Raw genomic sequence first — 24,249 nt, 5'->3', positions numbered from 1 at the left:
ACCCGATCCGGTTCCCGTCCGAGGAGTCCCCGTGCCGAATCCGTCCGTCGCCCCGAGTTCCGAAGAGCCGACCGAGCTGTACGACCCGCCCGAGCTGACGTCCGGGAACTGGGCCAGGGCGGGCGCCCGGCTGCTGGCCAAGCTGATCGGCGAATTCGCCTACGAGGACATCCTGCGACCGACGGCTCTCGGCCCGGCCGGCTCCGGATACCGCCCCTACGCCCTGGCTCTCCCTGCGGGACGGCCCGACGGAGCCGGCGGCGGGGAGGCCCCCGCGAGCGGGGTCGGCGGCGAGGGGACCCACGCGAAGGAGGCCGGCGGCACCTTCCATTTCCGCGCCCGCCGCGGCGCGTACGGCAGTTGGCAGGTCGACCCGGCGAGCATGGAATGGGAACGCGGTCTGCCGGGCAAGGACGGGCCGGCAGGCCATGCGGAACACGAACCGGTGGGGACAGCCGGGACAGCCGGGACAGCCGGGACAGCCGGGACGGACGGGCCTGCCGGGGCCGCCGAGCCGGTCGGGACCGCCGGAACCGCCTCGCCCCAAGGCGAACGCGAACCCGTCACCGATCCGCTCACCTTCCTCCTCCGCGCCAAGCACGCTCTCGGCCTCGACGGCAGCACCCTCGGCCACCTCATCCGCGAACTCACCGTCACCCTCGCCGCCGACGCCCGCCTCGACCACACCTCGCTCACCGCACCGCAGCTGGCCGACCTCGGATACGCCGAACTCGAGGGACACCAGACCGGCCACCCCTGGCTCGTACTGAACAAGGGGCGTCTCGGGTTCTCCGCGACCGACACCTCACGCTGGGCGCCGGAATCACGCCGCCCCACCCGCCTCCCGTGGATTGCCGTGCACACCGGCCTCGCCACCTACCGGGGCGTCGCTGGCCTGGAGGACCCCGCCTCCCTTTATGACGGCGAACTCGACGGCCCGACCCGGGAGTTGTTCGCGCAGGCACTCCGGGCGCGCGGCCTCGACCCGGCGGCATACCTCTATCTCCCGGTGCACCCCTGGCAGTGGGACGACATCGTGCTGCCGCTCTTCGCGCCGTCCATCGCCACGAACGACATCGTTCCGCTGCCCACGGACGGTGATCTGCGCCTGCCCCAGCAGTCCATCCGTACGTTCCTGAACACGACGCGTCCCGACCGGCACACAGTGAAGTTGCCGCTCTCCATCTTCAACACCCTTGTATGGCGCGGGCTTCCGACGGAGCGCACCTGGGCCGCGCCTGCCGTCACCACATGGGTGCACGCACTGCGCGATGAAGACTCCTTCTTGAGCGACGAATGCGGCGTCGTCCTGCTGGGCGAGGTCGCATCCGTGACCGTGGAACACCCGCTGTACGACGGGCTCGACGAAGTCCCCTACCAATACAAGGAATTGCTGGGCGCGATCTGGCGCGAGCCCCTCTCCCGGCACCTCGCCCCCGGAGAGCGGGGCCGAACGCTCGCCTCCTTGTTGCACAGTGACACTGAAGGGCGCGCGTTCGTCGCGGAGCTCGTCGCCCGCTCGGGCCTCGACCCGAAGACATGGCTCCGCAGGCTCTTCGCCGCCCTGCTGCCCCCACTGCTGCGTTTTCTCTACCGCTACGGAACGGTCTTCTCTCCTCACGGAGAGAACGCCATCGTCGTCTTCGACGACCAGGACGTGCCCGTGCGGCTCGCGGTCAAGGACTTCGTGGACGACGTCAACATCAATTCGGAGCCGCTGCCCGAGCACGACTCCATGCCCGACGACGTGCGCGAGGTCCTGCTCACCGAGGACCCCGCGTTCCTGACCCAGTTCATCCATTCGGGACTCTTCGTGGGCGTCTTCCGCTACCTGGCGCCGCTGTACGAGGAGCAACTCGGGCTGCCCGAGGACGAGTTCTGGGGTCTGGTGCGCGCCGAGGTCCTGCGCCACCACGCGCGCTTCCCGGAGCTCAAGGAGCGGTACGAGATGTTCGACCTGCTCACCCCGGAGATCGAGCGCCTGTGTCTCAACCGCAACCGGCTGCACCTCGACGGCTACCGCGACCGCGCCGACCGCCCGCACGCGGCCGTGCACGGCACCGTCGCCAATCCGCTGCATCAGCCGTGATCGCCGGATTGTCAGTGGGTCCGTTTAGGGTGGTCGAGCTATGACGAAGCCCTCACTCCCCGAGCTCCTGCACGCCGCCGTCACCGCTGTCGGCGGCACGGAGCGCCCTGGCCAGGTGACCATGGCCGAAACCGTCGCCGAGGCGATCGACGACGGTTCCCATCTGCTCGTCCAGGCGGGCACCGGCACAGGTAAGTCCTTGGGCTACCTCGTGCCGGCTCTGGCTCACGGGGAGCGCGTCGTCGTGGCGACCGCCACTTTGGCGCTGCAGCGCCAGCTCGTGGAGCGGGACCTGCCGCGCACGGTGGAGTCGCTTCACCCGCTCCTGCGGCGCCGCCCCAATTTCGCGATGCTCAAGGGCCGGTCGAACTATCTGTGCCTGCACCGCCTCCACGAGGGCGTACCGCAGGAAGAGGAGGGTGGCCTCTTCGACCAGTTCGAGGCGGCCGCGCCCACCAGCAAGCTGGGCCAGGACCTGCTGCGCATGCGCGACTGGGCGGACGAGACGGAGACGGGCGACCGGGACGATCTCACGCCCGGTGTCTCGGACAAGGCCTGGGCGCAGGTCTCGGTCTCCTCGCGCGAGTGCCTGGGCGCGTCGAAGTGTGCGTACGGCCAGGAGTGCTTCGCCGAGATGTCGCGTGAGCGCGCCAAGCTCGCCGATGTCATCGTGACCAACCACGCGCTGCTGGCGATCGATGCCATCGAGGGCGCGCCGGTGCTGCCACAGCACGAGGTACTGATCGTGGACGAGGCGCACGAACTCGTCTCGCGGGTCACCGGTGTGGCGACGGGGGAGCTGACTCCGGGGCAGGTCAACCGTGCGGTGAAGCGCGCGGCGAAGCTCGTCAACGAGAAGGCGGCGGACCAGCTGCAGACCGCTTCCGAAGGCTTCGAGCGGGTCATGGAGCTGGCCCTGCCCGGCCGCCTCGAGGAAGTCCCCGAGGACCTCGGCTACGCGCTCATGGCCCTGCGTGACGCGGCCCGTACGGTGATCACCGCCATCGGCACCACGCGTGACAAGTCGGTCCAGGACGAGGACGCCGTCCGTAAGCAGGCCCTTGCCGCCGTGGAGAACATCCACGACGTGGCGGAGCGGATCTCGAACGGCTCGGAGTGGGACGTCGTCTGGTACGAGCGCCACGACCGCTTCGGCGCCTCCCTGCGCGTCGCCCCCATGTCGGTGTCCGGTCTCCTGCGGGAGAAGCTCTTCACCGACCGCTCCGTCGTCCTGACCTCGGCGACGTTGAAGCTGGGCGGCGACTTCAACGGGGTGGGCGCCTCCGTGGGGCTCGCCCCCGAAGGCACCGAGGGCGAAGGCCTGCCGGTCTGGAAGGGCGTCGACGTCGGATCGCCGTTCGAGTACCGCAAGCAGGGCATCCTCTACGTAGCCAAGCATCTGGCGAAGCCGACGCGTGACGGTACGCGCACGGACATGACGGATGAGCTCAGCGAGCTGATCCAGGCGGCCGGCGGTCGTACGCTCGGCCTCTTCTCGTCGATGCGCGCTGCCCAGGCGGCGGCCGAGGAGCTGCGTACGCGGATTCCGGAGTTCCCGATCCTGCTGCAGGGCGAGGACACTCTGGGGGAGCTGATCAAGGCCTTCGCGGCGAACCCGGAGACCTGCCTGTTCGGCACCCTGTCGCTATGGCAGGGCGTGGACGTACCTGGGCCGAACTGCCAGCTGGTCGTGATGGACAAGATCCCGTTCCCGCGGCCGGACGACCCGCTGATGAGCGCGCGCCAGAAGGCGGTCGAGGAAGCGGGAGGCAACGGCTTCATGGCCGTGGCCGCGACCCACTCGGCACTGCTCATGGCACAGGGCGCGGGCCGCCTCATCCGGGCGACGGGCGATCGTGGCGTGGTCGCGGTCCTGGACCCCCGCCTGGCGACGGCGCGCTACGGCAGCTATCTGAAGGCCTCGATGCCGGACTTCTGGTTCACGACGGACCGGAACCAGGTGCGGCGCTCGCTCTCCTCGATCGACGCGGCAGCGAAGAAGGCGGAGGCGGAGAAGGCGGACGCGTCGGCCTCGGAGGAGGCGGACGAGGTGAAGGCAGACGCCGGGGAGTAGTACGCGCGGGGCCCGGAGCGGACAGCGCTGGGCCCCGGAACCGGCGCAGTTGGTTCCGGGGCCCGGTCAGGGAGGGAGCGTCACACGCGCCGCAGAACGGCCACCACCTTGCCGAGGATCGTCGCCTCGTCACCGGGAATCGGCTGGTACGCGGAGTTGTGCGGCAGGAGCCAGACATGGCCGTCCTCCCGCTTGAAGCGCTTGACGGTGGCCTCGCCGTCGAGCATCGCGGCGACGATGTCGCCGTTCTCCGCGACGGGCTGGCGGCGGACCGTGACCCAGTCCCCGTCACAGATCGCGGCCTCGATCATCGAGTCGCCGACGACCTTCAGGACGAACAGCTCACCGTCACCGACGAGCTGCCGGGGCAGCGGGAAGACGTCCTCGACCGACTCCTCGGCGAGGATCGGGCCACCGGCGGCGATCCGGCCCACCAGGGGCACATACGAAGCCGCGGGCTTTCCCGCCGTGTCCGTGGGCTGCGCGCTGGGCTGGTCCGAACCACGGACCTCGTACGCGCGCGGGCGGTGCGGGTCCCGGCGCAGGAAGCCCTTGCGCTCGAGTGCCATCAGCTGGTGCGCGACCGACGACGTGCTGGACAGGCCGACCGCCTGGCCGATCTCCCGCATGGACGGCGGGTACCCCCGACGCTGCACGGAGTCCCGGATGACCTCGATCACGCGGCGCTGCCGATCCGTGAGCCCCGAGCTGTCGGCGCGGATGCCTGGGGGCCGGCCCGGCAGGGAGCGCCCCGGCTTGGGGCCCTCCTGGCTCATGGCTGTGTCATTCATGGCATGCACCGGCTCGAGTCGGCCCTGGGCGCGGCCCTGGGCAGTGATGGTGGCACTGTCTGTGGTCGTGGTCACGTCGGTCGGCCCCTCTCGAGAATGTCTCCCTAGCTAGCCAACGGTAGTTCCTTTCGAAAGGTTGCGCCAAACACACGTTCGAGTGAAAAACCGTTGATTGCTTGTCGTGATCATGCACCTGGGTGTATGGCGACCTCGAAGCGGAGTGGCAATTCAGCTCAATCCGGTACGCTTCTTCGCTGGAGTCGAGGTTCGGCCCGTGGGTCCCTCAGTCTGCCACTCGCCTCCCCGTCAATCAGGCACCGCCCTCGTTTTTTGTTGTGGCGTGCCGGTACGGATTCGGGCGCCACGCGATCCCGCCGCGCCCCTGGTGCGATGCGTTCCGCACGCGCGACACGCGCGACACGCGCTTGGGCTCAAATTTCGGCCGAACCCCAGATGTAGTGGTTGGATTGGATCCGCAGCCCAGAAGTTGTGGTCCCCGGTCCAACGCGGCCGTGGTCATCGCCTATGCTTGGGGCTGCTGCGAGAGGCGTGAACCAGCCTCTCGGAGCTATCGAGTCGTGCCGTGAAGGAGGGTTGGGAGTTCATGCACTGCCCCTTCTGCAGGCATCCCGACAGCCGTGTCGTCGACAGCCGCACCACCGACGACGGCACGTCGATCCGCAGGCGCCGTCAGTGTCCGGACTGCTCCCGTCGTTTCACGACGGTGGAGACGTGTTCGCTGATGGTCGTGAAGCGGAGCGGGGTGACCGAACCCTTCAGCCGCACCAAGGTCATCAATGGCGTACGCAAGGCGTGCCAGGGTCGTCCGGTCACCGAGGACGCCCTCGCCCAGCTCGGCCAGCGGGTCGAGGAGGCGGTGCGCGCCACCGGAAGCGCCGAACTGACCACGCACGACGTGGGCCTGGCCATACTCGGCCCGCTTCAGCAGCTGGACCTCGTCGCCTACCTGCGTTTCGCGTCCGTGTATCGGGCGTTCGACTCGCTGGAGGATTTCGAGTCGGCGATCGCGGAACTGAGGGAACAAACGCCCGGCGCCGAAACGGGCGGCGCGGGCGAAGAGCGCACACAGAGCGAGTGCGGGCCCGGAGGGACTGTAGAAGTCCCGGTGCCCGCCCACGCCGCCGACTGACGGCCACGGGCCGGGCGGCGGCGACCCCAAGACCTGTTGCGGGCGGCAAGAGCGGCGGCCGCAACACAAGACAGACACCGTGCGCGGGAAGATCCGGGCACTTTAGGGCGTTTTAGCCCGATATATGGGAGGCGGCAGCATGACAGAGACGGCGAGCGGCCCGGCACGAGGTTCCCGGGCCAAGGGAGCCAAGGCCAACAAGGGTCTGCGTGTCGAGCGCGTCCACACCACCCCTGGAGTGCACCCGTACGACGAGGTGGAATGGGCGCATCGTGACGTCGTCATGACCAACTGGCGCGACGGCTCGGTCAACTTCGAGCAGCGTGGCGTCGAGTTCCCCGAGTTCTGGTCGGTGAACGCGGTCAACATCGTCACCAGCAAGTACTTCCGGGGAGCCGTCGGCACCCCGCAGCGCGAGGTGAGCCTCAAGCAGCTCATCGACCGCATCGTGAAGACGTATCGGAAGGCCGGCGAGGACCACAAGTACTTCGCCTCGCCCGCCGACGCCGAGATCTTCGAGCACGAGCTGGCGTACGCCCTCCTGCACCAGATCTTCAGCTTCAACTCGCCGGTGTGGTTCAACGTGGGCACGCCGCAGCCCCAGCAGGTCTCCGCCTGCTTCATCCTGTCCGTCGACGACTCCATGGAGTCGATCCTCGACTGGTACAAGGAAGAGGGCATGATCTTCAAGGGCGGCTCCGGCGCCGGCCTGAACCTCTCCCGCATCCGCTCCTCCAAGGAGCTGCTGTCCTCCGGCGGCAACGCCTCGGGTCCGGTCTCCTTCATGCGCGGTGCCGACGCCTCTGCAGGAACGATCAAGTCGGGTGGCGCCACGCGCCGCGCGGCCAAGATGGTCATCCTCGACGTCGACCACCCCGACATCGAGGGCTTCATCGAGACCAAGGTGAAGGAAGAGGAGAAGATCCGCGCCCTGCGTGACGCGGGCTTCGACATGGACCTGGGCGGCGACGACATCACGTCCGTCCAGTACCAGAACGCCAACAACTCGGTCCGCGTGAACGACGAGTTCATGAAGGCCGTCGAGTCCGGCTCGAAGTTCGGCCTGCGCAGCCGCATGGACGGCGAGGTCATCGAGGAGGTCGAGGCCAAGTCCCTCTTCCGCAAGATGGCCGAGGCCGCCTGGGCCTGTGCCGACCCCGGCATCCAGTACGACGACACCATCAACCACTGGCACACGTGCCCGGAGTCCGGCCGCATCAACGGCTCGAACCCGTGCAGCGAGTACATGCACCTGGACAACACGTCCTGCAACCTCGCCTCGCTGAACCTGATGAAGTTCCTGAAGGACGACGGCAAGGGCAACCAGTCCTTCGACGTCGAGCGCTTCTCGAAGGTCGTCGAGCTGGTCATCACCGCGATGGACATCTCCATCTGCTTCGCGGACTTCCCGACGCAGAAGATCGGCGAGAACACCCGCGCCTTCCGTCAGCTCGGTATCGGCTACGCGAACCTGGGCGCCCTGCTCATGGCGACCGGCCACGCCTACGACTCGGACGGCGGCCGCGCCCTCGCCGGCGCGATCAGCTCGCTGATGACGGGTACGTCCTACAAGCGCTCGGCCGAGCTCGCCGCGATCGTGGGCCCGTACGAGGGCTACGCGAAGAACGCCACGCCGCACCAGCGCGTCATGAAGCAGCACGCCGACGCCAACACGGCGGCCGTCCGCATCGACGACCTGGACACCCCGATCTGGGCCGCCGCCACGGAGGCCTGGCAGGACGTCGTCCGCCTCGGCGAGAAGAACGGTTTCCGCAACGCCCAGGCGTCCGTCATCGCCCCGACCGGCACCATCGGTCTCGCGATGTCCTGCGACACCACCGGCCTTGAGCCCGACCTCGCCCTGGTCAAGTTCAAGAAGCTGGTCGGCGGCGGCTCGATGCAGATCGTCAACGGCACCGTGCCGCAGGCCCTGCGCCGCATGGGCTACCAGGAGGAGCAGATCGAGGCGATCGTCGCCCACATCGCCGAGCACGGCAATGTGATCGACGCCCCGGGCCTCAAGCCCGAGCACTACGAGGTGTTCGACTGCGCCATGGGCGAGCGTTCCATCTCCGCGATGGGCCACGTCCGCATGATGGCGGCCATCCAGCCGTGGATCTCCGGCGCCCTGTCCAAGACGGTCAACCTGCCGGAGACGGCGACCGTCGAGGACGTCGAGGAGGTCTACTTCGAGGCCTGGAAGATGGGCGTCAAGGCGCTCGCCATCTACCGCGACAACTGCAAGGTCGGCCAGCCCCTCTCCGCCAAGAAGAAGGAGCAGGAGAAGGCCGAGGTCACCGAGAAGACCGAGGCGACGATCCGCGAGGCCGTCGAGAAGGTCATCGAGTACCGCCCGGTCCGCAAGCGCCTCCCGAAGGGCCGTCCCGGCATCACCACCTCCTTCACGGTGGGCGGCGCCGAGGGCTACATGACCGCCAACTCCTACCCGGACGACGGTCTCGGCGAGGTCTTCCTGAAGATGTCGAAGCAGGGCTCCACCCTCGCGGGCATGATGGACGCCTTCTCCATCGCCGTCTCGGTCGGCCTCCAGTACGGCGTGCCGCTGGAGACCTACGTCTCGAAGTTCACCAACATGCGCTTCGAGCCGGCCGGCATGACGGACGACCCGGACGTGCGGATGGCGCAGTCGATCGTCGACTACATCTTCCGCCGCCTGGCGCTCGACTTCCTGCCCTTCGAGACGCGCTCCGCGCTCGGCATCCACTCCGCCGAGGAGCGTCAGCGTCACCTGGAGACGGGTTCCTACGAGCCGAACGAGGACGAGGTCGACGTCGAGTCCCTGGCCCAGTCGGCGCCCCGCGCCCAGGAGCTGAAGGCCGTCGAGACGCCGCAGGCCGAGGGCGCCACCGCGCAGTCCGTGCCGCAGCAGGCGCACACCAGCGCCGAGCTCGTCGAGATGCAGCTGGGCATCCAGGCCGACGCCCCGCTCTGCTTCTCCTGCGGAACGAAGATGCAGCGGGCCGGCTCCTGCTACATCTGCGAGGGCTGCGGTTCGACCAGCGGCTGCAGCTGATCCGACCGATCGGCCGATCCGGCTGAACGCCTGAACTGAGGGGCGGCGGAACCACTACGGTTCCGCCGCCCTTCGGTGTTGACACCCGGGTCCCGCCACGGGCTCGCCGGGTGTGTCTACAGAGCGCCCATCGCGCCGGCGAACGCGTTCAGATCGCCGTCGTCGAAGCCCCGTACCGCCTCGTGGAACACCCACTCCCCGTCGGTGCCCCGGGTGAACTCCGCGACCGTGGTAGCAGAGGCGCCGGAGACCACCGAGAAGTCGTGCAGCGACAGGTCGGTGTAGCCCTCTCTTATACGTACTGCCGTGTTCGGGATGTCGGCGAAGATCTTGGCGCGGCCGGTCGACTGCTCGTCCTGCTGGATGGCCACGCCCACGACCACGCGCGCGTACGAGGGTGCGAGCCGCTCCAGTTCGAGCGTCATGACCTCGTCGAAACCGAAACCCTGCCCGGTCCTGCTGTCCCGGTTGAGCGTGATCGTCCCGTCGGGCGAACGGCTGTCGAAATGGACGATGTACGCGGGGCTGCCGTGCGGATCGTCCTCCGTGTACGCCGCGGCGATCAGGTCCAGGTCGTGGGGAGGCGAACCCATCGGGCTCGGGTCCCACTTCAGGCCGATCTCGATCTTCTCGATTCCCTTGCGGAGACTGCTCACCGAACTCCCCCTCCTCGGTGCGATGTTGAGTGCTACGGATACGCTACGTGGTCCCACTGACAACAACACGCCCATCCCCGCAGAGGCCTCTCGACCGTGGGTTCGGGACCACCGCGGCAGATGGCCGGCGCGCCGTACGATGGCGCGGTGCTGGTCAAGTGGATTCGTTGCACTGTGGTGGACCGTCGGGGTTTCGAGCGGGGACAGCGGAAGTGGGCGGGGCTTCTGGGAGAGCCGGGCTTCCGAGGTCAGGGTGGAGGCTGGAGCAGGCAACGGGCCGATGTGGCCCACGTCTTCGGCTTCTGGGAGAGCCGTGCCTTCTACGACTCCTTCATGGCGCGCTCCCACGACCGGCTCGCGGCCGCGCAGTCGGGGACGTACAAGAACATCCAGGTGAAGCTCTTCGACCATCGCTTCGATGTGAAGACGGGGTTCGAGCCGCGGTTCACGGACGCGGACGTGGTGCGGGTGGCGCACTGCACGGTGCACGCCGATCGGGCGGAGCACTACACGTTGATGCAGCAGAAGGTGTGGAACCCCGCGATGGCCGGCTCGCCCGGCATGGTCCGGGGGCTGTTCGGCGACGCCCCAGGAGACGAGTTTCTGGTCCTCTCCATGTGGCGCTCGGCGGCCGAGCACGGCAAGTACCAGGTCGACCGGGTGGAGCGGCTTTCGGCGCGCGCCCAGACGGATGCCGACATCGCGGCCATCACCGGGGACATCGTGGAACTGGAATCGACCTGGACGGTCTGAACGCATGACCACGCGCGCGTGCACGTCGGGCGACCGCTGTGATCCACGCGATCTCCGCCGCGCAGTCCGCACGGGTGCTCGAACCCGCCCGGCGATCTAGGGTCGTGTGCATGGCACGACCGCGGCGCATCGTTCTTGTCCGGCACGGCGAATCCGAAGGCAACGCCGACGACACCATCTACGAGCGCGAGCCCGATCACGCCCTGACGCTCACCGACAAGGGGTGGCGCCAGGCCGAGACCACCGGCGAGGATCTCCGGCGGCTCTTCGGACGCGAGCGGGTGAGCGTGTACGTCTCGCCGTACCGGCGCACCCATGAGACCTTCCGCGCCTTCCGGCTCGACCCCGATCTCGTACGCATCCGAGAAGAGCCCCGGCTCAGGGAGCAGGACTGGGGAAACTGGCAGGACCGCGAGGACGTACGGCTGCAGAAGGCCTATCGCGACGCCTATGGGCACTTCTTCTACCGGTTCGCCCAGGGTGAGTCGGGAGCGGACGTGTACGACCGGGTGGGCGCGTTCCTGGAGAGCCTGCACCGCAGCTTCGAGGACCCGGACCATCCGCCGAACGTCCTGCTCGTGACGCACGGGCTGACCATGCGGCTGTTCTGCATGCGCTGGTTCCACTGGTCCGTCGCGGAATTCGAGTCGCTGTCGAACCCGGGGAACGCGGAGATGCGGTTGCTCGTTCTCGGGGAGAACGGAAAGTACGAAATGGACCGCCCCTTTGACCGCTGGTGCGAACCGGAATCGTACGGAGTCACCGGATAGAGTGTCGATGCGATGACCGCTGACTCCTCACCCGACGGGCGCTTGAACCGCGCCCTGTCCAGCCTGCGCGGACTCTCCGTGGGAGACGCGCTGGGATCACAATTCTTCGTTCCCGCGAACTATCCGCTGCTCAAGGCCCGCGCGCTGCCGGACGGCACATGGCAGTGGACCGACGACACCGAGATGGCCGCTTCAGTGGTGTCCGTCCTGGCCACTCACGAGCGCGTCGACCAGGACGAGCTGGCGCGATCTTTCGCGGAGCGCCAGGACGTCGACCGGGGGTACGGCCCTGCCGTGAACCGGCTGCTGCAGCAGGTCCGGGAGGGTGAGGACTGGCGGACCCTGGCCTCCGCGCTGTTCAACGGGCGGGGGTCGTGGGGCAACGGCGCGGCGATGCGGATCGCGCCGCTCGGCGCCTATTACGCCGACGACCCCGAGCAGGCCACGCATCAGGCCGAGATCTCCGCCTACCCGACGCATCAGCACCGGGAGGCGGTCGTCGGTTCGATGGCAGTCGCTGCCGCTGCCGCTCTGGTGGCCGATCCCGCGGGGCCTCCCACGCCGCAGGACCTGCTGGACGGCGTGATCTCGCTCGTGCCGCGCAGCGCGGTGGGAGCCGGTCTGCGCCGCGCCAAGGACATGCTCGACTACGGTGACGCGTCCACGGTGGCGGCGGTCCTCGGCTGCGGCCGGAGGACGACCGCGCACGACACCGTGCCGTTCGCCGTCTGGTCGGCGGCGCGAGGCCTCGGCGACTTCGAGGAGGCCTTCTGGAGCACGGCCCAGGTCGGCGGCGACATGGACACGACCTGCGCGATCGTGGGCGGCATCGTCGCCTCCGGCGCGGACGGGGCGCCCTCGGCCGAGTGGCTCGGGCGGACCGAGCCACTGCCGGCCTGGGCGCCGACCGCGTAGGGCACAGCACAGGTCCGGGGGAGTGCCCCTCAGATCGAGGCCCCGGGCTTCCCGCTCAGCGCCTCCAGGTCGCTCTTGCGCACCTGGATGATGAACAAGGCGATGAGCGCCGCGACCACGGCCAGCGAGGCGGCCGCTATGAAGGCGTTGCTGATGCCGTGAGCGAGCACCGAGTCGTTCCACGGAGCGGGCAGCCGGTGGGTCTTGGCGAACTCGGCCTTCTGTTCCGGTGAGCCTTCGGCGAGGAACTTCGGGATCTGCTTCTTGGCCTCGCTCTCGCCGGCGCTGCTGAAGACCGTGGTGAGGACCGACAGGCCGAGGGCGCCGCCGACCTGCTGTGTGGTGTTGAGCATGCCGGACGCCGCACCGGACTCGCTGTCGGCTATGCCGGAGACCGCGGTCAGGGTCAGCGTGACGAAGTTCAGGCCCATGCCGAAGCCGAACAGGAGCATCGGGCCGAGGATGCCGCTGAGGTAGGAGCTGCTGGGGTCGATGAGCGTCAGCCAGCCCATGCCGGTGGCGGTCAGCAGGCAGCCCACGGTCATGAAGGGTTTGGGACCGAGCCGGGGCAGCAGGTTCGTGGCTATCCCTGCGCCGAGCACGATGGCGGCGGTCACCGGGAGGAAGGCGAGTCCGGCCTTGACCGGGCTGTAGTGCAGCACGTTCTGCACGAAGAGCACGATGAAGAAGAACATGCCGAACATCGCTGCGGCGAGGCTCAGCATCATCGCGTAGGTGCCGGAACGGTTGCGGTCCCTGAACAGCTTCAGGGGCGTGATCGGCTGGCTGGTGCGCCTTTCGATGGCGACGAAGGCGGCCAGGAGGACCGCGGCCGCACCGAAGGACGCGATGGCGAGGCTGTCGCTCCAGCCTTCGGAGGCGGCACGGATGAATCCGTACACGAGGGCGGCCATGCCGAGGGTCGAAGTGAAGGCGCCCGGCAGATCGAACCGGCCGGGGTGGCGCTGCGACTCCTTGATGTAGCGAGGGGCGAGGAGGGCGATCAGTACGCCGATGGGTACGTTGACGAAGAGCACCCAACGCCAGTCCAGCCAGTCGGTGAGCATCCCCCCTGCGAGCAGTCCGACGGCGCCGCCACCGGCGGATACGGAGGCGAAGACCCCGAACGCCCGGTTCCGCTCGGGCCCTTCGGGGAACGTGGTGGCGATGAGGGCCAGCGAGGTGGGCGACGCGATCGCGCCGCCGACGCCCTGAAGCGCGCGGGCCGCGAGCAACTGCCAAGGCTCCTGGGCGAATCCGCCTAACAGCGATGCGAGGCTGAACAGGGCGATACCGGTGATGAACATGCGGCGGCGCCCGAGCAGGTCGCCGGCCCGGCCGCCCAGGAGCAGCAGGCCGCCGAAGGTGAGCGCGTAGGCATTGATCACCCAGGTCAGGTTGTTGGTCGAGAAGCCCAACTCCGTCTGGATGTGGGGCAGGGCGATGTTCACGATGGTGGCGTCGAGCACGACCATCAGCTGGCATGCGGCGATCACCGCCAGCGCGATGCCGGGTCGAGGTGGGCGCGCGGTGGCGCGGGGCTTACTGGGTGGAGCCGGTTGTGCCTGGATCTGATCCTGTGTCACGAGCGATCCCCCATGGGCATAATTAGGGAACGGTCACGTTCCCTGTGCGGGATCGTAGCGTCCCCGTCATAGTGAACACAAGCGTTCTTTAAGGGAGTTGCGCGTGTGCCGGAACAACATCGCCGTCGACCCATCGAAAGGAGGGGGTGAAGCCTGAGATGCTCGGTGGTGGCTCCCCATCAGCGCACGTGAGCGTGTGCTGAGCTCGCTGCCGCGCGTCCGAACCGCTCTCGGACGGCTCAACGGAGAGATGATGATGGTTAGTTCACGTCGGTCGGTCGCCCCCGCTCAGGCGGCCGCCGCGCTTCGCAGGCGTGGCCCCGTGCTCGAACGGGCCATTCTGGAAGCTGCGTTGGATCAGCTCAGTACGGTCGGCTGGAACGGCCTCACGATGGAAGGCGTCGCCGCGGGCGCGCAGACCGGCAAGGCCGCGGTGTACCGGCGCTGGCCCTCCAAGGAGGATCTCGTCGTCGACGCGCTCCAGGCGGGACTGCCCGCGCTGGACTCCGCGCCGGAGTGCGGAAGTGTGCGCGAGGACCTGCTGGAGCTGTGTCGCCGCTTGCGGGCGGCCATGTACTCGCGGCCCGGCTATGCGCTGCGCTCGGTGCTTCACGAATGCGACACCCTCACCGCGGAGCGCTTCCACAGTGTGATCACCGAGGGGGTCATCGAACCCAGTGTCGAGCTGATCAAGGAAGTCGTTCGTCGCGGTGTCGAGCGAGGCGAGGTGCGACCGGATGTCGACGAGGCGAGCGTGTGTGACGTGATTCCGGCGCTGATGATGTATCGCTCGAAAGTTTGCGGGAGCGAATGGGGGGAGAGGGATCTGGTGGAGATGATCGACCACGTGATGGTCCCGTTGTTGCGTCGCCAGGCGCCTTGATGGCGAGCCGGGTGTCGCGACGGTACCCGGGCGGCGTACGCTGTTTGCCGCCATGCCGTACGAAGCACCCACCCACACCGTCGAGCGCTCACTGCGCGCCACTACCGGTGCCAAGATCATTGCCGGTGTCGACGAGGTCGGTCGCGGTGCCTGGGCCGGTCCCGTCACCGTCTGCGCCGCCGTCACCGGGCTGCGCCGTCCGCCGGAAGGCCTCACCGACTCCAAGCTGATCAGCCCCAAGCGCCGCGAGACTCTCGCGGTCGAGCTGGAGAGCTGGGTGTCCGGGCACGCCCTCGGGCACGCCTCGCACGAAGAGATCGATGACCTGGGGATGACGGCAGCCCTCCGGCTCGCCGCCGTGCGCGCCCTCGAGGGCCTGCCGGTCCGGCCGGATGCGGTCATCCTCGACGGGAAGCACGACTACCTGGGTGCCCCCTGGCAGGTTCGTACGGTGATCAAGGGGGACCGTTCCTGCATCGCCGTCGCCGCGGCGTCGGTGATCGCCAAGGTCCGCCGCGACAAAATGATGGCCGAACTGGGCATCGACCATGCAGACTTCGGGTTTGCGGCGAACGCCGGATACCCGTCGCCGGTGCATCGCGCCGCGTTGGAGGAACGGGGGCCCACCCCGTACCACCGGCTTTCGTGGGCGTATCTTGATGCGCTGCCCCAGTGGCGGCACCTCAAGAAGGCCCGCAGTTGGGCGGACGTCGGCGTTCCGGAGATCGAGGGCCAGCTCGGCTTCGACTTCTGACCGCCACGCTCGCACTGACGTGCCACCCGTTGACGCGAGCCGCACCTGCGTTTGATAGATATCAGCTCATGCCTCTCAGTCCCGAGGAGCCTCAGATTCCCGAGAGTGCCCAGGGTCCCCGCGCCACGCCCGCCAGCGGCCGTACCGCGTCGACCCCCCGCCCCGTACCCGGCCCGCGTCCCGCGGCGCCACCGCGACCCGGACGTCCGGGTCCCTCCAGGCCCATGCCGCCCGCGCAGCGAACCTCGCGCGAGTCGGCGGGTGCCCACAAGCCGGGGCCGAACGCCCCTGCCGCCACGCCGACTTCGGCCTCGCAGCCGCAGATCCAGCTCATCCCGGCCTCGGCCGATGGCGCGCTGGACGCTGCGGAGGAGGCCCTCGACATGCTGCTCGACTCGGGCCGCGCGCCCGGCGACGTCCTGGTGGTCACCACCGGTGACCCGCACCCGTGGGCGGCTCACGAGCTGTCCTTCGGTGAGGACTCCTACTGGGCGCAGCACGACGCGCGTGACGACGTCTTCTACGCCGATGCCTCCGCCCTGGGCCGCGCCGCGTCCCGTCCGGTGGTTGTCGTCGCCGTGAACGGCGGAGCCGACGAGGTGGCCACCACGGCGCTGCCGATCGCGCTCGGCCGGGCCGGTGCGCTGCTCATCGTGTGCGGCGACCCGGAGCGCATCAACTCGCTGCTGGGCGCCGGGGTCTGACGCGCCGCTTGCCGGCTGCCCGCACCGCGAAGCGGTGTCCGGGGAGTCCGGCAGGCGGGCGCGCGACGGCCGCAGAGCCGTTCAGCGCGCCGCGGCGCGGCGGAGCACCTCTGTCGCGGCGCCGCCTGTGCGCGGCGCCGATGGCTCCCCGGCACCCAGGGCCTCGGCCACGGAGCCCATGCTCGGGCGCCGACCGGCCCTGCCCTCTCCGAGTACCTGCCAGCCGTCCCGCGTCATCGTGATGTACGCGCCGCAGCGCAGGCCGTGCAGCGTGCACGCGTCACGCAGTCCCCACATCCAGGCCCCGTCCTCCTCTGTCCAACGGGTGTCCCCCTCGCGGCAGTACAGCATCACCGCGGTGCGCACCGGCGTACGGCGGCGCAGGTCGTGCGGGATCACCCGGCGCAGCTGGAACAGCAGGGCGTTGCGGAACGTCCAGCCGTCGGTGGTGCTCTCGCGGCGCACGAACGAGGCGCTGGCCCGCAGCCGCTCGTCGGGGTCGAGCACGGCTATGACGACGGTCTGCGGTATCGGTCGGTGGCGGGAGTGCAGCCCGCTGACGACCTCGCGCGGGTTGCGCAGCAGTGGGATGCCGGCTGCTGACCACTCAGCGGGATCGAGCAGCCTTGTCGGTCGGTTGACGGAATCGGCGGACCTCTCGGCGCGCATCAAGGACGCGGACATCGATGCCACCGAGGACGGAGCGAATCCGAAGGTCACGGTCCTCCCTTCGGCTACACGCCCACACTGAGGGCGGGGTCGGACTGGGGAGCGCACCGCGACACAGCTCTACCGTCCACCGGATCACGGGGAGCCGCGCGGGGAGCAGCTCCAATTCTTCCCGTCGTAGTGGCAGACGGCAACGAGCAATTGGGACCGCGTTCCTGTATCTGACGATGCGTCGCCAATATCCCTGCCCAAAGGTTGGATCGCTACGCGTTCCTCAGCCCTGTACCGCCAGGACCAGTGGCAACACGCCCTCGGCGCCCGCCCGGCGCAGCAGCCGGGCGGCCATGGCCAGCGTCCAGCCCGTCTCCGTGAAGTCGTCGACGAGCAGAACCGGGCCACCCGCGTGCGCGAGCGCCTCGGACAGCTCGGCCGGCAGCGTCAACGTGCCGTCGAGGGCGCGCAACCGCTGTGCACTGTTGCTGCGCGGGATGTGCGCGGTGTCGCTGCCGGGCGCGTACGAGATGCTGCCGAGCAGAGGCATGCGGCCGACCTGCGCGATGCCGGCGCCCAAGGACTGGATGAGCTGCGGACGGGTGTGGGACGCCATCGTCACCACGCCCACGGGGCGCGGCGATGCGTCGGCGGAACCGGACGCCCAGCCGCCAGGCCCCTTGGCCCAGTCGGCAAGCACGTCGACGACGGCTCCCGCCACGTCGTCCGGCACCGGTCCGTCCGGGGCCTGCGGCGCGAACATGGGGCGCAGCCGGTTCCCCCAGCCGATGTCCGACAGGCGGCCGAGCGCCCGCCCGGTCCCGGCCTGCTCACCCGCGGGGATGCGGCCCTTGAGGTCGATGCCGACGGCCGCGAGGCCGGTGGGCCACATCTTCCTGGGCTCCACCTCGACGCCAGGGCGCCCGAGTTCACCGCGCGCCGAGTTCAGTGCCTCGGGCGAGACGGCGTCGGAGAATCGCGGTGCCGCGCAGTTGTCGCAGCGGCCGCACGGGGCCGCCTCCTCGTCGTCGAGCTGACGGCGCAGGAACTCCATGCGGCAACCGTCGGTCGTCGCGTAGTCCCGCATTGCCTGCTGCTCGGCCTCGCGCTGCTTGGCCACCCACGCGTAGCGCTCGGTGTCATAGGCCCAGGGCTGCCCCGTGGCGATCCAGCCGCCCTTCACCCGGTGCACCGCGCCGTCCACGTCGAGGACCTTGAGCATGGTCTCCAGGCGTGACCGGCGCAGCTCCACCAGGGGTTCGAGCGCGGGCAGGGAGAGCGGCCTGTCGGACTGCGCGAGCACGTCCAGAGTGCGCCGCACCTGCTCTTCCGGAGGGAAGGCGAGCGAGGCGAAGTAGCGCCAGATCGCCTCGTCCTCCTTGCCGGGGAGGAGCAGCACCTCCGCGTGGTCGACTCCACGCCCGGCGCGACCCACCTGTTGGTAGTAGGCGATCGGTGAGGACGGGGAGCCCAGGTGGACGACGAACCCGAGGTCCGGCTTGTCGAAGCCCATGCCGAGCGCCGACGTGGCGACCAGCGCCTTCACGCGGTTCGCCAGGAGGTCCTCCTCGGCCTGCTGCCGGTCGGCGTTCTCCGTCTTCCCGGTGTATGAGGACACGGTGTGGCCGCACTGACGCAGATAGGCCGTGACCTCCTCGGCCGCGGCGACGGTGAGGGTGTAGATGATCCCGGAGCCCGGAAGGTCGTTCAGATGGTCGGCGAGCCAGGCCAGGCGGTGTGCGGCGTCCGGCAGCCGCAGGACCCCGAGACTTAGGCTCTCGCGGTCGAGCGGGCCGCGCAGGACCAGGGCGTCCGAGCCGGAGCCGGTTCCGAGCTGCTCGGCCACGTCCGCCGTCACGCGCGCGTTGGCGGTCGCCGTCGTCGCCAGGACGGGGACGCCCTGCGGGAGGTCGGCCAGCATCGTGCGCAGGCGGCGGTAGTCGGGTCGGAAGTCGTGCCCCCAGTCCGAGATGCAGTGGGCCTCGTCGACGACCAGCAGGCCTGTGGCCGCGGCGAGTTGGGGCAGCACGTTGTCCCGGAAGTCGGGGTTGTTGAGCCGCTCCGGGCTGACCAGGAGCACATCGACCTCGCCGGCCGCCACGTCGGCCCGCACCGCGTCCCACTCCTCGGTGTTCGACGAGTTGATGGTGCGGGCGCGGATGCCCGCACGCTCCGCCGCCTCCACCTGATTGCGCATGAGCGCGAGCAGCGGCGAGACGATCACGGTCGGGCCGCCACCGCGGTGGCGGATCAGCGCGGTCGCGACGAAGTACACCGCGGACTTGCCCCAGCCGGTGCGCTGCACGACGAGGGCCCGCCGATGGTCGGCGACCAGGGCCTCGATGGCGCGCCACTGGTCCTCGCGCAGTCTGGCCTTGCCGCTCGGATCGCCGACGAGACGGGCCAGAACGGTATCGGCGGCTGTCCGCAGCTCTTCGTTGCTCATGCCTCCATGCAACCCGATCGCACTGACATCACGCGAACGAGCCCGCCGGCTGTGGACAACTCCTGTCGTGTCCCTGATCGGGGTTATCCACAGGCCGAACCGGAGTATCGGGTTCCGGGGCATGGTCGGCGCATGACGAATCACAGCGAGCCGGCCGGGATGACCGGCGAAGCAAAGATCACCCTCCGCACGGCAGGTGAACTCGCCGAAGCGCTCCCGTATTTGCTCGGCTTCCGGCCCGACGACAGCATCGTCCTGGTCGCGCTGCACAAGGGGCGTTTCGGCGGTCGGGTGCGCCTCGGCATTCCCGAGCGCACCGAGGACTGGCAGGCCGTGGCGCGACAGATGGCCCAATGCCTGATCGGCGAATGCGAGCGCAGGGACGGCCACCCCGACAGCGTCGTCGCGTTCCTCTGCCAGGACGCCCCGACCCCGGGCGCCGGCACGGGGCGGCAGGTCATGCAGCGGCTCAGGCCGTTGGCCCAGCTGCTGCGCACCGAGTGTGGTGGCCTCGATGTGCCGGTCACGGAAGCGCTGTGCCTCTCGGAAGGCAGGTATTGGTCCTACTGCTGTGCGCGCGCCGAGTGCTGCCCGGCGGAGGGCAACGTGATCGCCACCGACGGCACCTCGGTCATGGCTGCCACGGCAGCCTTCGCCGGCATTCAGGTGCGGGGGTCGCTGGGGAGGGTGAGGGCGCGCCTGGCCCCCTGGGAGACGGCGCTCGTCACGGAGCAGACGCGCGCTCTCGACGCGGCGGCGATGGAGCTCGTGCCGAGGATCCTCGCCGGCACTCCTCGTAAGGAGGTGGAGACGGAGACGCTGGATCTGGCCCGCCTGGTCATGCGGCGCCTCGCGGACGCGCCGGGAGCGGCCGATGCGCTCACGGCCGACCTCAAGGACGACGAGCTGCTGGCGCACGACGAGGCCGCGTCGCTGATTCTCGGCCTCCAGGACCGGCTGACCAGAGACCGGGCGGCGGAGTGGATGGAGGACGAGGAGGGCGTCCACGCCCTGCGACTGTGGCGGGCGCTGGCGCGCCGATGCGTCGGTTCCTACGGGGAGTACGCCGCCGCGCCGCTGGCACTCGTGGGCTGGGTGGCCTGGTCGCTCGGCGACACCGTCGAGGCGGACCAGGCACTGGAGATGGCCCTCGATGCCGACCCGCGTTACGTGTTCGCCCGCTTGCTCAATGAAGCACGGGCCGATGGGCTCGACCCCGAGCCCGTGCGGCGCATCTTGCGGGCGAAGCGGACGGACCCGGACCTGGACACCGACCTGGACCTGGACCTGGACACGGACCTGGGCCTGGACCCGGGCGCGGCTTCGGACACACCGGCCGGAGTGGCCGAGGGCGAAGCCACGAGCGCCGGCGGAGTCGACGGACCTCGGCCTTCGGCGGTGGCCGTCCCCGGAGGCGCCGCCGATCCAGGTATGTCCCGTGCCGCCCGTGGCCTGGAGGCAGCCCTGCGCCGGCGCGGCGAGCGGCGTCCCGGAGCCGGGACGCGCCCTGCGCGGGCGGGCGCGCGTGCACCCCGGCGGCCGACGGAGTCCCGCCGCCTCAGGCGCCGACGGAGCGGGGGCGACGGATGAGGACCAGCTGCGCCGCGGGCCCCCTTTCTCTCTTCGCGGCCCTGTGGCGTTACTTGGAGTGGGCGCGCCCCGTTCATCTCGGTGAGCGGTGGCGGCGGCCGGGTCGCGCCGCCGTGGTGCAGGGCAGGTCGGCGGCGTGCCGTACCCGCAGTGGAAGAGGAGCGAAGATGACATCCGACGCTTCGCCGCAGTACGCACCTACGGTGCGTGACACAGACCCGCCCTCTGACCGTCTGGCGGTCCGTAAGACGCCGAGGGCGACGATGGCACCTGCCCCGCATCGGACTCCTGGCGCCGTGCCGCCCGATCCTGCGCAGGGACGGTCGCGTACGCCGCCGGGCCACCCTGGTCTCCAGGCGCCTTCGACGGGACCGGTCCGTGCGCTGCGGCGGAGTACGGAACTCGCGCCGGTTCACCAGGCGTTGATCTGTGTCGCCCTGCCTGCCCTCGCGATCTCTTCGAGCCAGGGCCAGTTGACGGGGCAAGGACTCGAGGGCTTCTACCACCGGGGCAGACGCCTGCTGTCGCGCTGCCGGATTCGAGTGGCGGGGCGTGAACCGCTCGCCGTGGACGCGCGCATGATCTCCGCGGACCGGGCCTGCTTCACGGCGACCCTACGGGTGGCCTCGGATGCCGGGCCCGACCCGGACGTCGTCGTCGAGCGGATCCGGCACGCGGAGGGCACGGAGGACATCACGCTGCACAGCTCCGCGCAACGGACGCTGCGGCTGCCCCTCGAAGTTGCCCTGGGTACCGACCTCGCCGACCTCGGCGCCGTGGCGGCCGGTAGCGGCGGGCGTGAACTGCCCGCCATGGTCCATGATTCCGGACTGCGCTGGTCGTCGCCGACAGGCAGTGGGCCGTCGGTCCTGGTCACGGTGACGCCTGCGCCGATGGACGCCCTGGCATCCGCCGGCCTGCTGCGCTGGGAGTTCGAGCTTCCGCCGGGCGGCAGGCACACGGTGCGGCTGCGCGTACGCGCAACCGGCGAGGGTGCCGGCAGAGCGGCGGGGTACAGCGCGATCCGACCGTTCGCCCCGGCCACGGCGCAGGGGGACGACCCGCGCGTGGGCCCGCTGCTGCGCGCCTGCATCGCCGACCTGCAGGCGCTCCTGGTGCGTGATCCCGCGCATCCGTCGGACGCATGCGTGGCCGCGGGTGCTCCGTGGCGCTGCGGTCCGGCTCCCGCCGAGGCGCTGGCGGCCGCCCGGATGGCCTTGCCGCTGGGGACAGGGCTCGCCCTCGGCACCCTACGAGCGCTCGCCCGTACGCAGCTGAGCGAGCCCGGAGCGGCGTACGGAAAGCTGCCGGGCCCGCGGCGGCAAGCGGGCGGACAACTGCCGCCCAGTTGCACGGGGATCGAGGCCACTCTCCTGTTCCCGGCCCTGCTCGCCGAGGCCAGACGCTGGGGTATGGGCGAGTCCGAGGTGGCGGAGCTGCTGCCGACCGCCGAGCGCTGTCTGCAGTGGTTGCGGACCACCGCCCGCGAAGGCCCTTACATCCCGGACCCCGGCCCGGGCGGCCCTCAGCGGTGCGAGACCCAGGCGCATGCCCACCGGGCCGCCCTGCTCGGCGCCGACCTGTTGGACGCCCACGGTAGGCCCGGCGGCGGTGAACTGCGCCAGTGGGCCGAGGAATTGCGGCGGCGCTTCCAGGAGGACTTCTGGGTCGAGGACCGCGGCGGGGGTCGACCGGCGGCCGCGCGCACGGCGGACGGGCGCAGGTCGGCATGGCTGGGCAGCGGTGCCGCCCACCTTCTGGACACCGGGTTGCTCGGCGCGGGTGCGTGGGCGCCGGGCCTGCTGGACAAGGTGCGAACCGAGCACCTCGCGAGACGGTTCGGCGGGCCGGGGCTCGACTCCGGATGGGGGCTCAGAAGTCTGGGCGTGAAGGAGGCGACGTACAACCCGTTCGGGCACCGCTCGGGGGCGGTACGGGTGCACGAGACCGCTGTCGCCGTCGCGGGCCTGTCCGCCGCCGGGTACGAGAAGGAGGCGGCGTCCCTGATCAGAGGCGTCCTCGACGCGGCCGACGCCTTCGACCGCAGACTGCCCGAGATGTACGCGGGGCTGCAGCGGGTCGAGGGAGGCGTTCCGCTGCCACACCCCGCGGCGTGCAGACCCGCTGGCGTGTCGGCCGCTGCCGGAGTGCACCTCCTGGCCACCCTCGCGGGCATCCGCCCCGACGTACCGGCCGGGACGGTGACGCTGTCGCCGATGCGCAGTGCCCCGCTGGGCGGGATCGGGCTGACCGGGCTGCGGGTCGCAGGCCAGGTGTTCTCCGTACGCGTCAGCAGACTCGGCCTCGCCATGGTGGAGGAAGCTGCGGACGAACTGCAGTTGGGGGTGTGAAGGGCGCGGACCTTGGCGGGCCGGGTCCACCGAGCACTGCCCGATACGGGGCGGGGCAGGGGAGCGAAGGGAGTGTTTATCGTCAGGCAGACGACTATGATCGTTCCATGTCGCCCTACGACCCGTCGGCCTTTCCGCCCTTCGCAGTCACCGTCGATCTGGTCGTGCTGACCGTGCGTCGCCACGCACTGTGCGCGCTGGCGGTGCGCCGTGGTGAACCGCCGTTTCAAGGGCGTTGGGCCTTGCCCGGCGGGTTCGTACGGGACGACGAGGATCTGACGGCGGCGGCCGCGCGCGAGCTGATCGAGGAGACGGGGCTGTGCGCCCACGACCCGATGACGCCGGCGCAGGACAACGGCGCACATCTGGAGCAGCTGGCCACATACGGAGATCCGAAGAGGGATCCCAGGATGCGCGTGGTCAGCGTCGCGCACCTCGCGCTCGCCCCGGACCTGCCCGCGCCGCGTCCCGGCGGCGACGCGCACAGCGCGCGGTGGGCCCCGGTGGAGGCGCTGCTGAAGCACGGTGGCTACGGGCGCGAGGACGAGCAGGCCGCACCATTGGCCTTCGACCACGCGCAGATCCTGGCGGACGGTGTGGAGCGGGCGCGCTCCAAGATCGAGTACTCCTCGCTCGCGACGGCGTTCTGCCCGCCCGAGTTCACCGTCGGCGAGCTGCGCCGCGTCTATGAGGCCGTATGGGGCGTCGCCCTCGACCCGCGCAACTTCCACCGCAAGGTGACGGGCACTCCGGGTTTCCTGGTGCCGACCGGCGGCACCACCACCCGCCAGGGCGGTCGGCCGGCCCAGCTCTTCCGTGCCGGTGGGGCCACGCTCCTCAACCCGCCGATGCTGCGACCGGAAGCCTGATCGATTCCTCGGGACTTCGGTGGGGGGAGTCGCCTCACGCGCGGTGCGGGCGGCGCCCGGCGGGTCACGGCGACACCGGAGGAGGCCCGGAATCGTGGGCACTCACGTAAGCACGATGCCCGAAAAGTGCTAAATATCGCGTTATCTTGCTGAAGTACCCGAGGGGTTTGCCCG

The 24,249-nt window shown here is 69.9% G+C and carries 18 protein-coding genes; 13 read left to right on the top strand and 5 right to left on the bottom strand.

Annotated features, from left to right (window positions below; translation table 11 throughout):
• Nucleotides 1-31: 31 nt before the first annotated feature.
• Both ACOKM3_RS12990 and ACOKM3_RS12985 read left to right on the top strand, forming a co-directional pair.
• On the top strand, nt 32-2,089 hold the full coding sequence (locus ACOKM3_RS12990; RefSeq protein ID WP_426900066.1) for an IucA/IucC family protein: 2,058 nt from the start codon (nt 32-34) through the stop codon (nt 2,087-2,089).
• Between the two features lie 40 nt (nt 2,090-2,129).
• Nucleotides 2,130-4,163, top strand: a complete 2,034-nt coding sequence (locus ACOKM3_RS12985; protein WP_426900064.1) for an ATP-dependent DNA helicase — start codon at nt 2,130-2,132, stop codon at nt 4,161-4,163.
• A gap of 80 nt (nt 4,164-4,243) precedes the next feature.
• Here ACOKM3_RS12985 and lexA read toward each other — a convergent pair whose 3' ends face one another.
• Complete coding sequence (gene lexA, locus ACOKM3_RS12980) at nt 4,244-5,029, bottom strand: transcriptional repressor LexA (RefSeq protein ID WP_426900062.1); 786 nt, start codon at nt 5,027-5,029, stop codon at nt 4,244-4,246.
• Between the two features lie 529 nt (nt 5,030-5,558).
• On the opposite strand from lexA, the gene nrdR reads away from it, so the two are divergent.
• Together nrdR and ACOKM3_RS12970 are read left to right on the top strand one after the other, a co-directional pair.
• Nucleotides 5,559-6,104 carry a transcriptional regulator NrdR gene (nrdR, locus tag ACOKM3_RS12975; protein ID WP_426906782.1) on the top strand — a complete coding sequence of 182 codons (546 nt, stop codon included), beginning with the start codon at nt 5,559-5,561 and terminating at the stop codon, nt 6,102-6,104.
• A 139-nt stretch (nt 6,105-6,243) separates the two neighbouring features.
• Complete coding sequence (locus tag ACOKM3_RS12970) at nt 6,244-9,138, top strand: vitamin B12-dependent ribonucleotide reductase (protein WP_426900060.1); 2,895 nt, start codon at nt 6,244-6,246, stop codon at nt 9,136-9,138.
• Between the two features lie 116 nt (nt 9,139-9,254).
• Here ACOKM3_RS12970 and ACOKM3_RS12965 read toward each other — a convergent pair whose 3' ends face one another.
• Nucleotides 9,255-9,794 (bottom strand): TerD family protein, encoded by a 540-nt coding sequence (locus ACOKM3_RS12965; protein WP_426900058.1) that lies wholly within the window; start codon nt 9,792-9,794, stop codon nt 9,255-9,257.
• Nucleotides 9,795-9,941: 147 nt separating this feature from the next.
• Between ACOKM3_RS12965 and ACOKM3_RS12960 the strand changes: the two genes are divergently transcribed.
• The 3 genes from ACOKM3_RS12960 to ACOKM3_RS12950 all read left to right on the top strand — a co-directional run bounded on the left by ACOKM3_RS12960 (nt 9,942) and on the right by ACOKM3_RS12950 (nt 12,232).
• Nucleotides 9,942-10,547: a YdbC family protein gene (locus tag ACOKM3_RS12960; protein WP_426900056.1), complete on the top strand. Its 606-nt coding sequence runs from the start codon at nt 9,942-9,944 to the stop codon at nt 10,545-10,547.
• Between the two features lie 110 nt (nt 10,548-10,657).
• Nucleotides 10,658-11,317, top strand: a complete 660-nt coding sequence (locus tag ACOKM3_RS12955) for a histidine phosphatase family protein (RefSeq protein ID WP_426900055.1) — start codon at nt 10,658-10,660, stop codon at nt 11,315-11,317.
• A gap of 12 nt (nt 11,318-11,329) precedes the next feature.
• Nucleotides 11,330-12,232 (top strand): ADP-ribosylglycohydrolase family protein, encoded by a 903-nt coding sequence (locus ACOKM3_RS12950; RefSeq protein ID WP_426900053.1) that lies wholly within the window; start codon nt 11,330-11,332, stop codon nt 12,230-12,232.
• Nucleotides 12,233-12,261: 29 nt separating this feature from the next.
• On the opposite strand, the gene ACOKM3_RS12945 is transcribed toward ACOKM3_RS12950, so the two are convergent.
• Nucleotides 12,262-13,818: an MFS transporter gene (locus tag ACOKM3_RS12945; protein ID WP_426900051.1), complete on the bottom strand. Its 1,557-nt coding sequence runs from the start codon at nt 13,816-13,818 to the stop codon at nt 12,262-12,264.
• A 256-nt stretch (nt 13,819-14,074) separates the two neighbouring features.
• On the opposite strand from ACOKM3_RS12945, the gene ACOKM3_RS12940 reads away from it, so the two are divergent.
• The 3 genes from ACOKM3_RS12940 (at nt 14,075) to ACOKM3_RS12930 (ending at nt 16,159) form a co-directional block, all read left to right on the top strand.
• A complete protein-coding gene (locus ACOKM3_RS12940) occupies nt 14,075-14,701 on the top strand; it encodes a TetR/AcrR family transcriptional regulator (protein ID WP_426906781.1) in 627 nt (208 codons plus the stop codon).
• Nucleotides 14,702-14,753: 52 nt separating this feature from the next.
• A complete protein-coding gene (locus tag ACOKM3_RS12935) occupies nt 14,754-15,455 on the top strand; it encodes a ribonuclease HII (RefSeq protein WP_426900049.1) in 702 nt (233 codons plus the stop codon).
• Nucleotides 15,456-15,523: 68 nt separating this feature from the next.
• Complete coding sequence (locus ACOKM3_RS12930; protein WP_426900047.1) at nt 15,524-16,159, top strand: hypothetical protein; 636 nt, start codon at nt 15,524-15,526, stop codon at nt 16,157-16,159.
• Between the two features lie 81 nt (nt 16,160-16,240).
• Here the strand turns inward: ACOKM3_RS12930 and ACOKM3_RS12925 are convergent, their stop codons facing one another.
• Both ACOKM3_RS12925 and ACOKM3_RS12920 read right to left on the bottom strand, forming a co-directional pair.
• Nucleotides 16,241-16,879 (bottom strand): hypothetical protein, encoded by a 639-nt coding sequence (locus tag ACOKM3_RS12925; protein WP_426900046.1) that lies wholly within the window; start codon nt 16,877-16,879, stop codon nt 16,241-16,243.
• Nucleotides 16,880-17,102: 223 nt separating this feature from the next.
• The gene (locus ACOKM3_RS12920) at nt 17,103-19,265 is read right to left on the bottom strand and encodes a RecQ family ATP-dependent DNA helicase (protein WP_426900044.1); all 2,163 of its coding nucleotides are present in this window, start codon (nt 19,263-19,265) and stop codon (nt 17,103-17,105) included.
• 132 nt (nt 19,266-19,397) lie between these two features.
• On the opposite strand from ACOKM3_RS12920, the gene ACOKM3_RS12915 reads away from it, so the two are divergent.
• From ACOKM3_RS12915 to ACOKM3_RS12905, 3 genes are all read left to right on the top strand, one after another.
• Nucleotides 19,398-20,855: a DUF4192 domain-containing protein gene (locus tag ACOKM3_RS12915; protein WP_426900042.1), complete on the top strand. Its 1,458-nt coding sequence runs from the start codon at nt 19,398-19,400 to the stop codon at nt 20,853-20,855.
• A gap of 263 nt (nt 20,856-21,118) precedes the next feature.
• Nucleotides 21,119-23,206 (top strand): glycogen debranching N-terminal domain-containing protein, encoded by a 2,088-nt coding sequence (locus tag ACOKM3_RS12910; protein ID WP_426906780.1) that lies wholly within the window; start codon nt 21,119-21,121, stop codon nt 23,204-23,206.
• Between the two features lie 107 nt (nt 23,207-23,313).
• Nucleotides 23,314-24,075, top strand: coding sequence for an NUDIX hydrolase (locus ACOKM3_RS12905; protein WP_426900040.1), 762 nt, complete (start codon nt 23,314-23,316; stop codon nt 24,073-24,075).
• Nucleotides 24,076-24,249: the final 174 nt, after the last annotated feature.

This window comes from Streptomyces nidicola, from assembly GCF_050106155.1.
GTDB lineage: Bacteria > Actinomycetota > Actinomycetes > Streptomycetales > Streptomycetaceae > Streptomyces.
This window is presented reverse-complemented; position numbering and strand designations above follow the sequence as displayed.

Bases quoted from the DNA above. Each gene is read 5' to 3' on its own strand.
- ACOKM3_RS12985 (WP_426900064.1), top strand. From the start codon at position 2,130: ATGACGAAGCCCTCACTCCCCGAGCTCCTGCACGCCGCCGTCACCGCT.
- nrdR (WP_426906782.1), top strand. From the start codon at position 5,559: ATGCACTGCCCCTTCTGCAGGCATCCCGACAGCCGTGTCGTCGACAGC.
- ACOKM3_RS12970 (WP_426900060.1), top strand. From the start codon at position 6,244: ATGACAGAGACGGCGAGCGGCCCGGCACGAGGTTCCCGGGCCAAGGGA.
- ACOKM3_RS12955 (WP_426900055.1), top strand. From the start codon at position 10,658: ATGGCACGACCGCGGCGCATCGTTCTTGTCCGGCACGGCGAATCCGAA.
- ACOKM3_RS12950 (WP_426900053.1), top strand. From the start codon at position 11,330: ATGACCGCTGACTCCTCACCCGACGGGCGCTTGAACCGCGCCCTGTCC.
- ACOKM3_RS12940 (WP_426906781.1), top strand. From the start codon at position 14,075: ATGGTTAGTTCACGTCGGTCGGTCGCCCCCGCTCAGGCGGCCGCCGCG.
- ACOKM3_RS12935 (WP_426900049.1), top strand. From the start codon at position 14,754: ATGCCGTACGAAGCACCCACCCACACCGTCGAGCGCTCACTGCGCGCC.
- ACOKM3_RS12930 (WP_426900047.1), top strand. From the start codon at position 15,524: ATGCCTCTCAGTCCCGAGGAGCCTCAGATTCCCGAGAGTGCCCAGGGT.
- ACOKM3_RS12920 (WP_426900044.1), bottom strand. From the start codon at position 19,265: ATGAGCAACGAAGAGCTGCGGACAGCCGCCGATACCGTTCTGGCCCGT.
- ACOKM3_RS12915 (WP_426900042.1), top strand. From the start codon at position 19,398: ATGACGAATCACAGCGAGCCGGCCGGGATGACCGGCGAAGCAAAGATC.
- ACOKM3_RS12910 (WP_426906780.1), top strand. From the start codon at position 21,119: ATGGCACCTGCCCCGCATCGGACTCCTGGCGCCGTGCCGCCCGATCCT.
- ACOKM3_RS12905 (WP_426900040.1), top strand. From the start codon at position 23,314: ATGTCGCCCTACGACCCGTCGGCCTTTCCGCCCTTCGCAGTCACCGTC.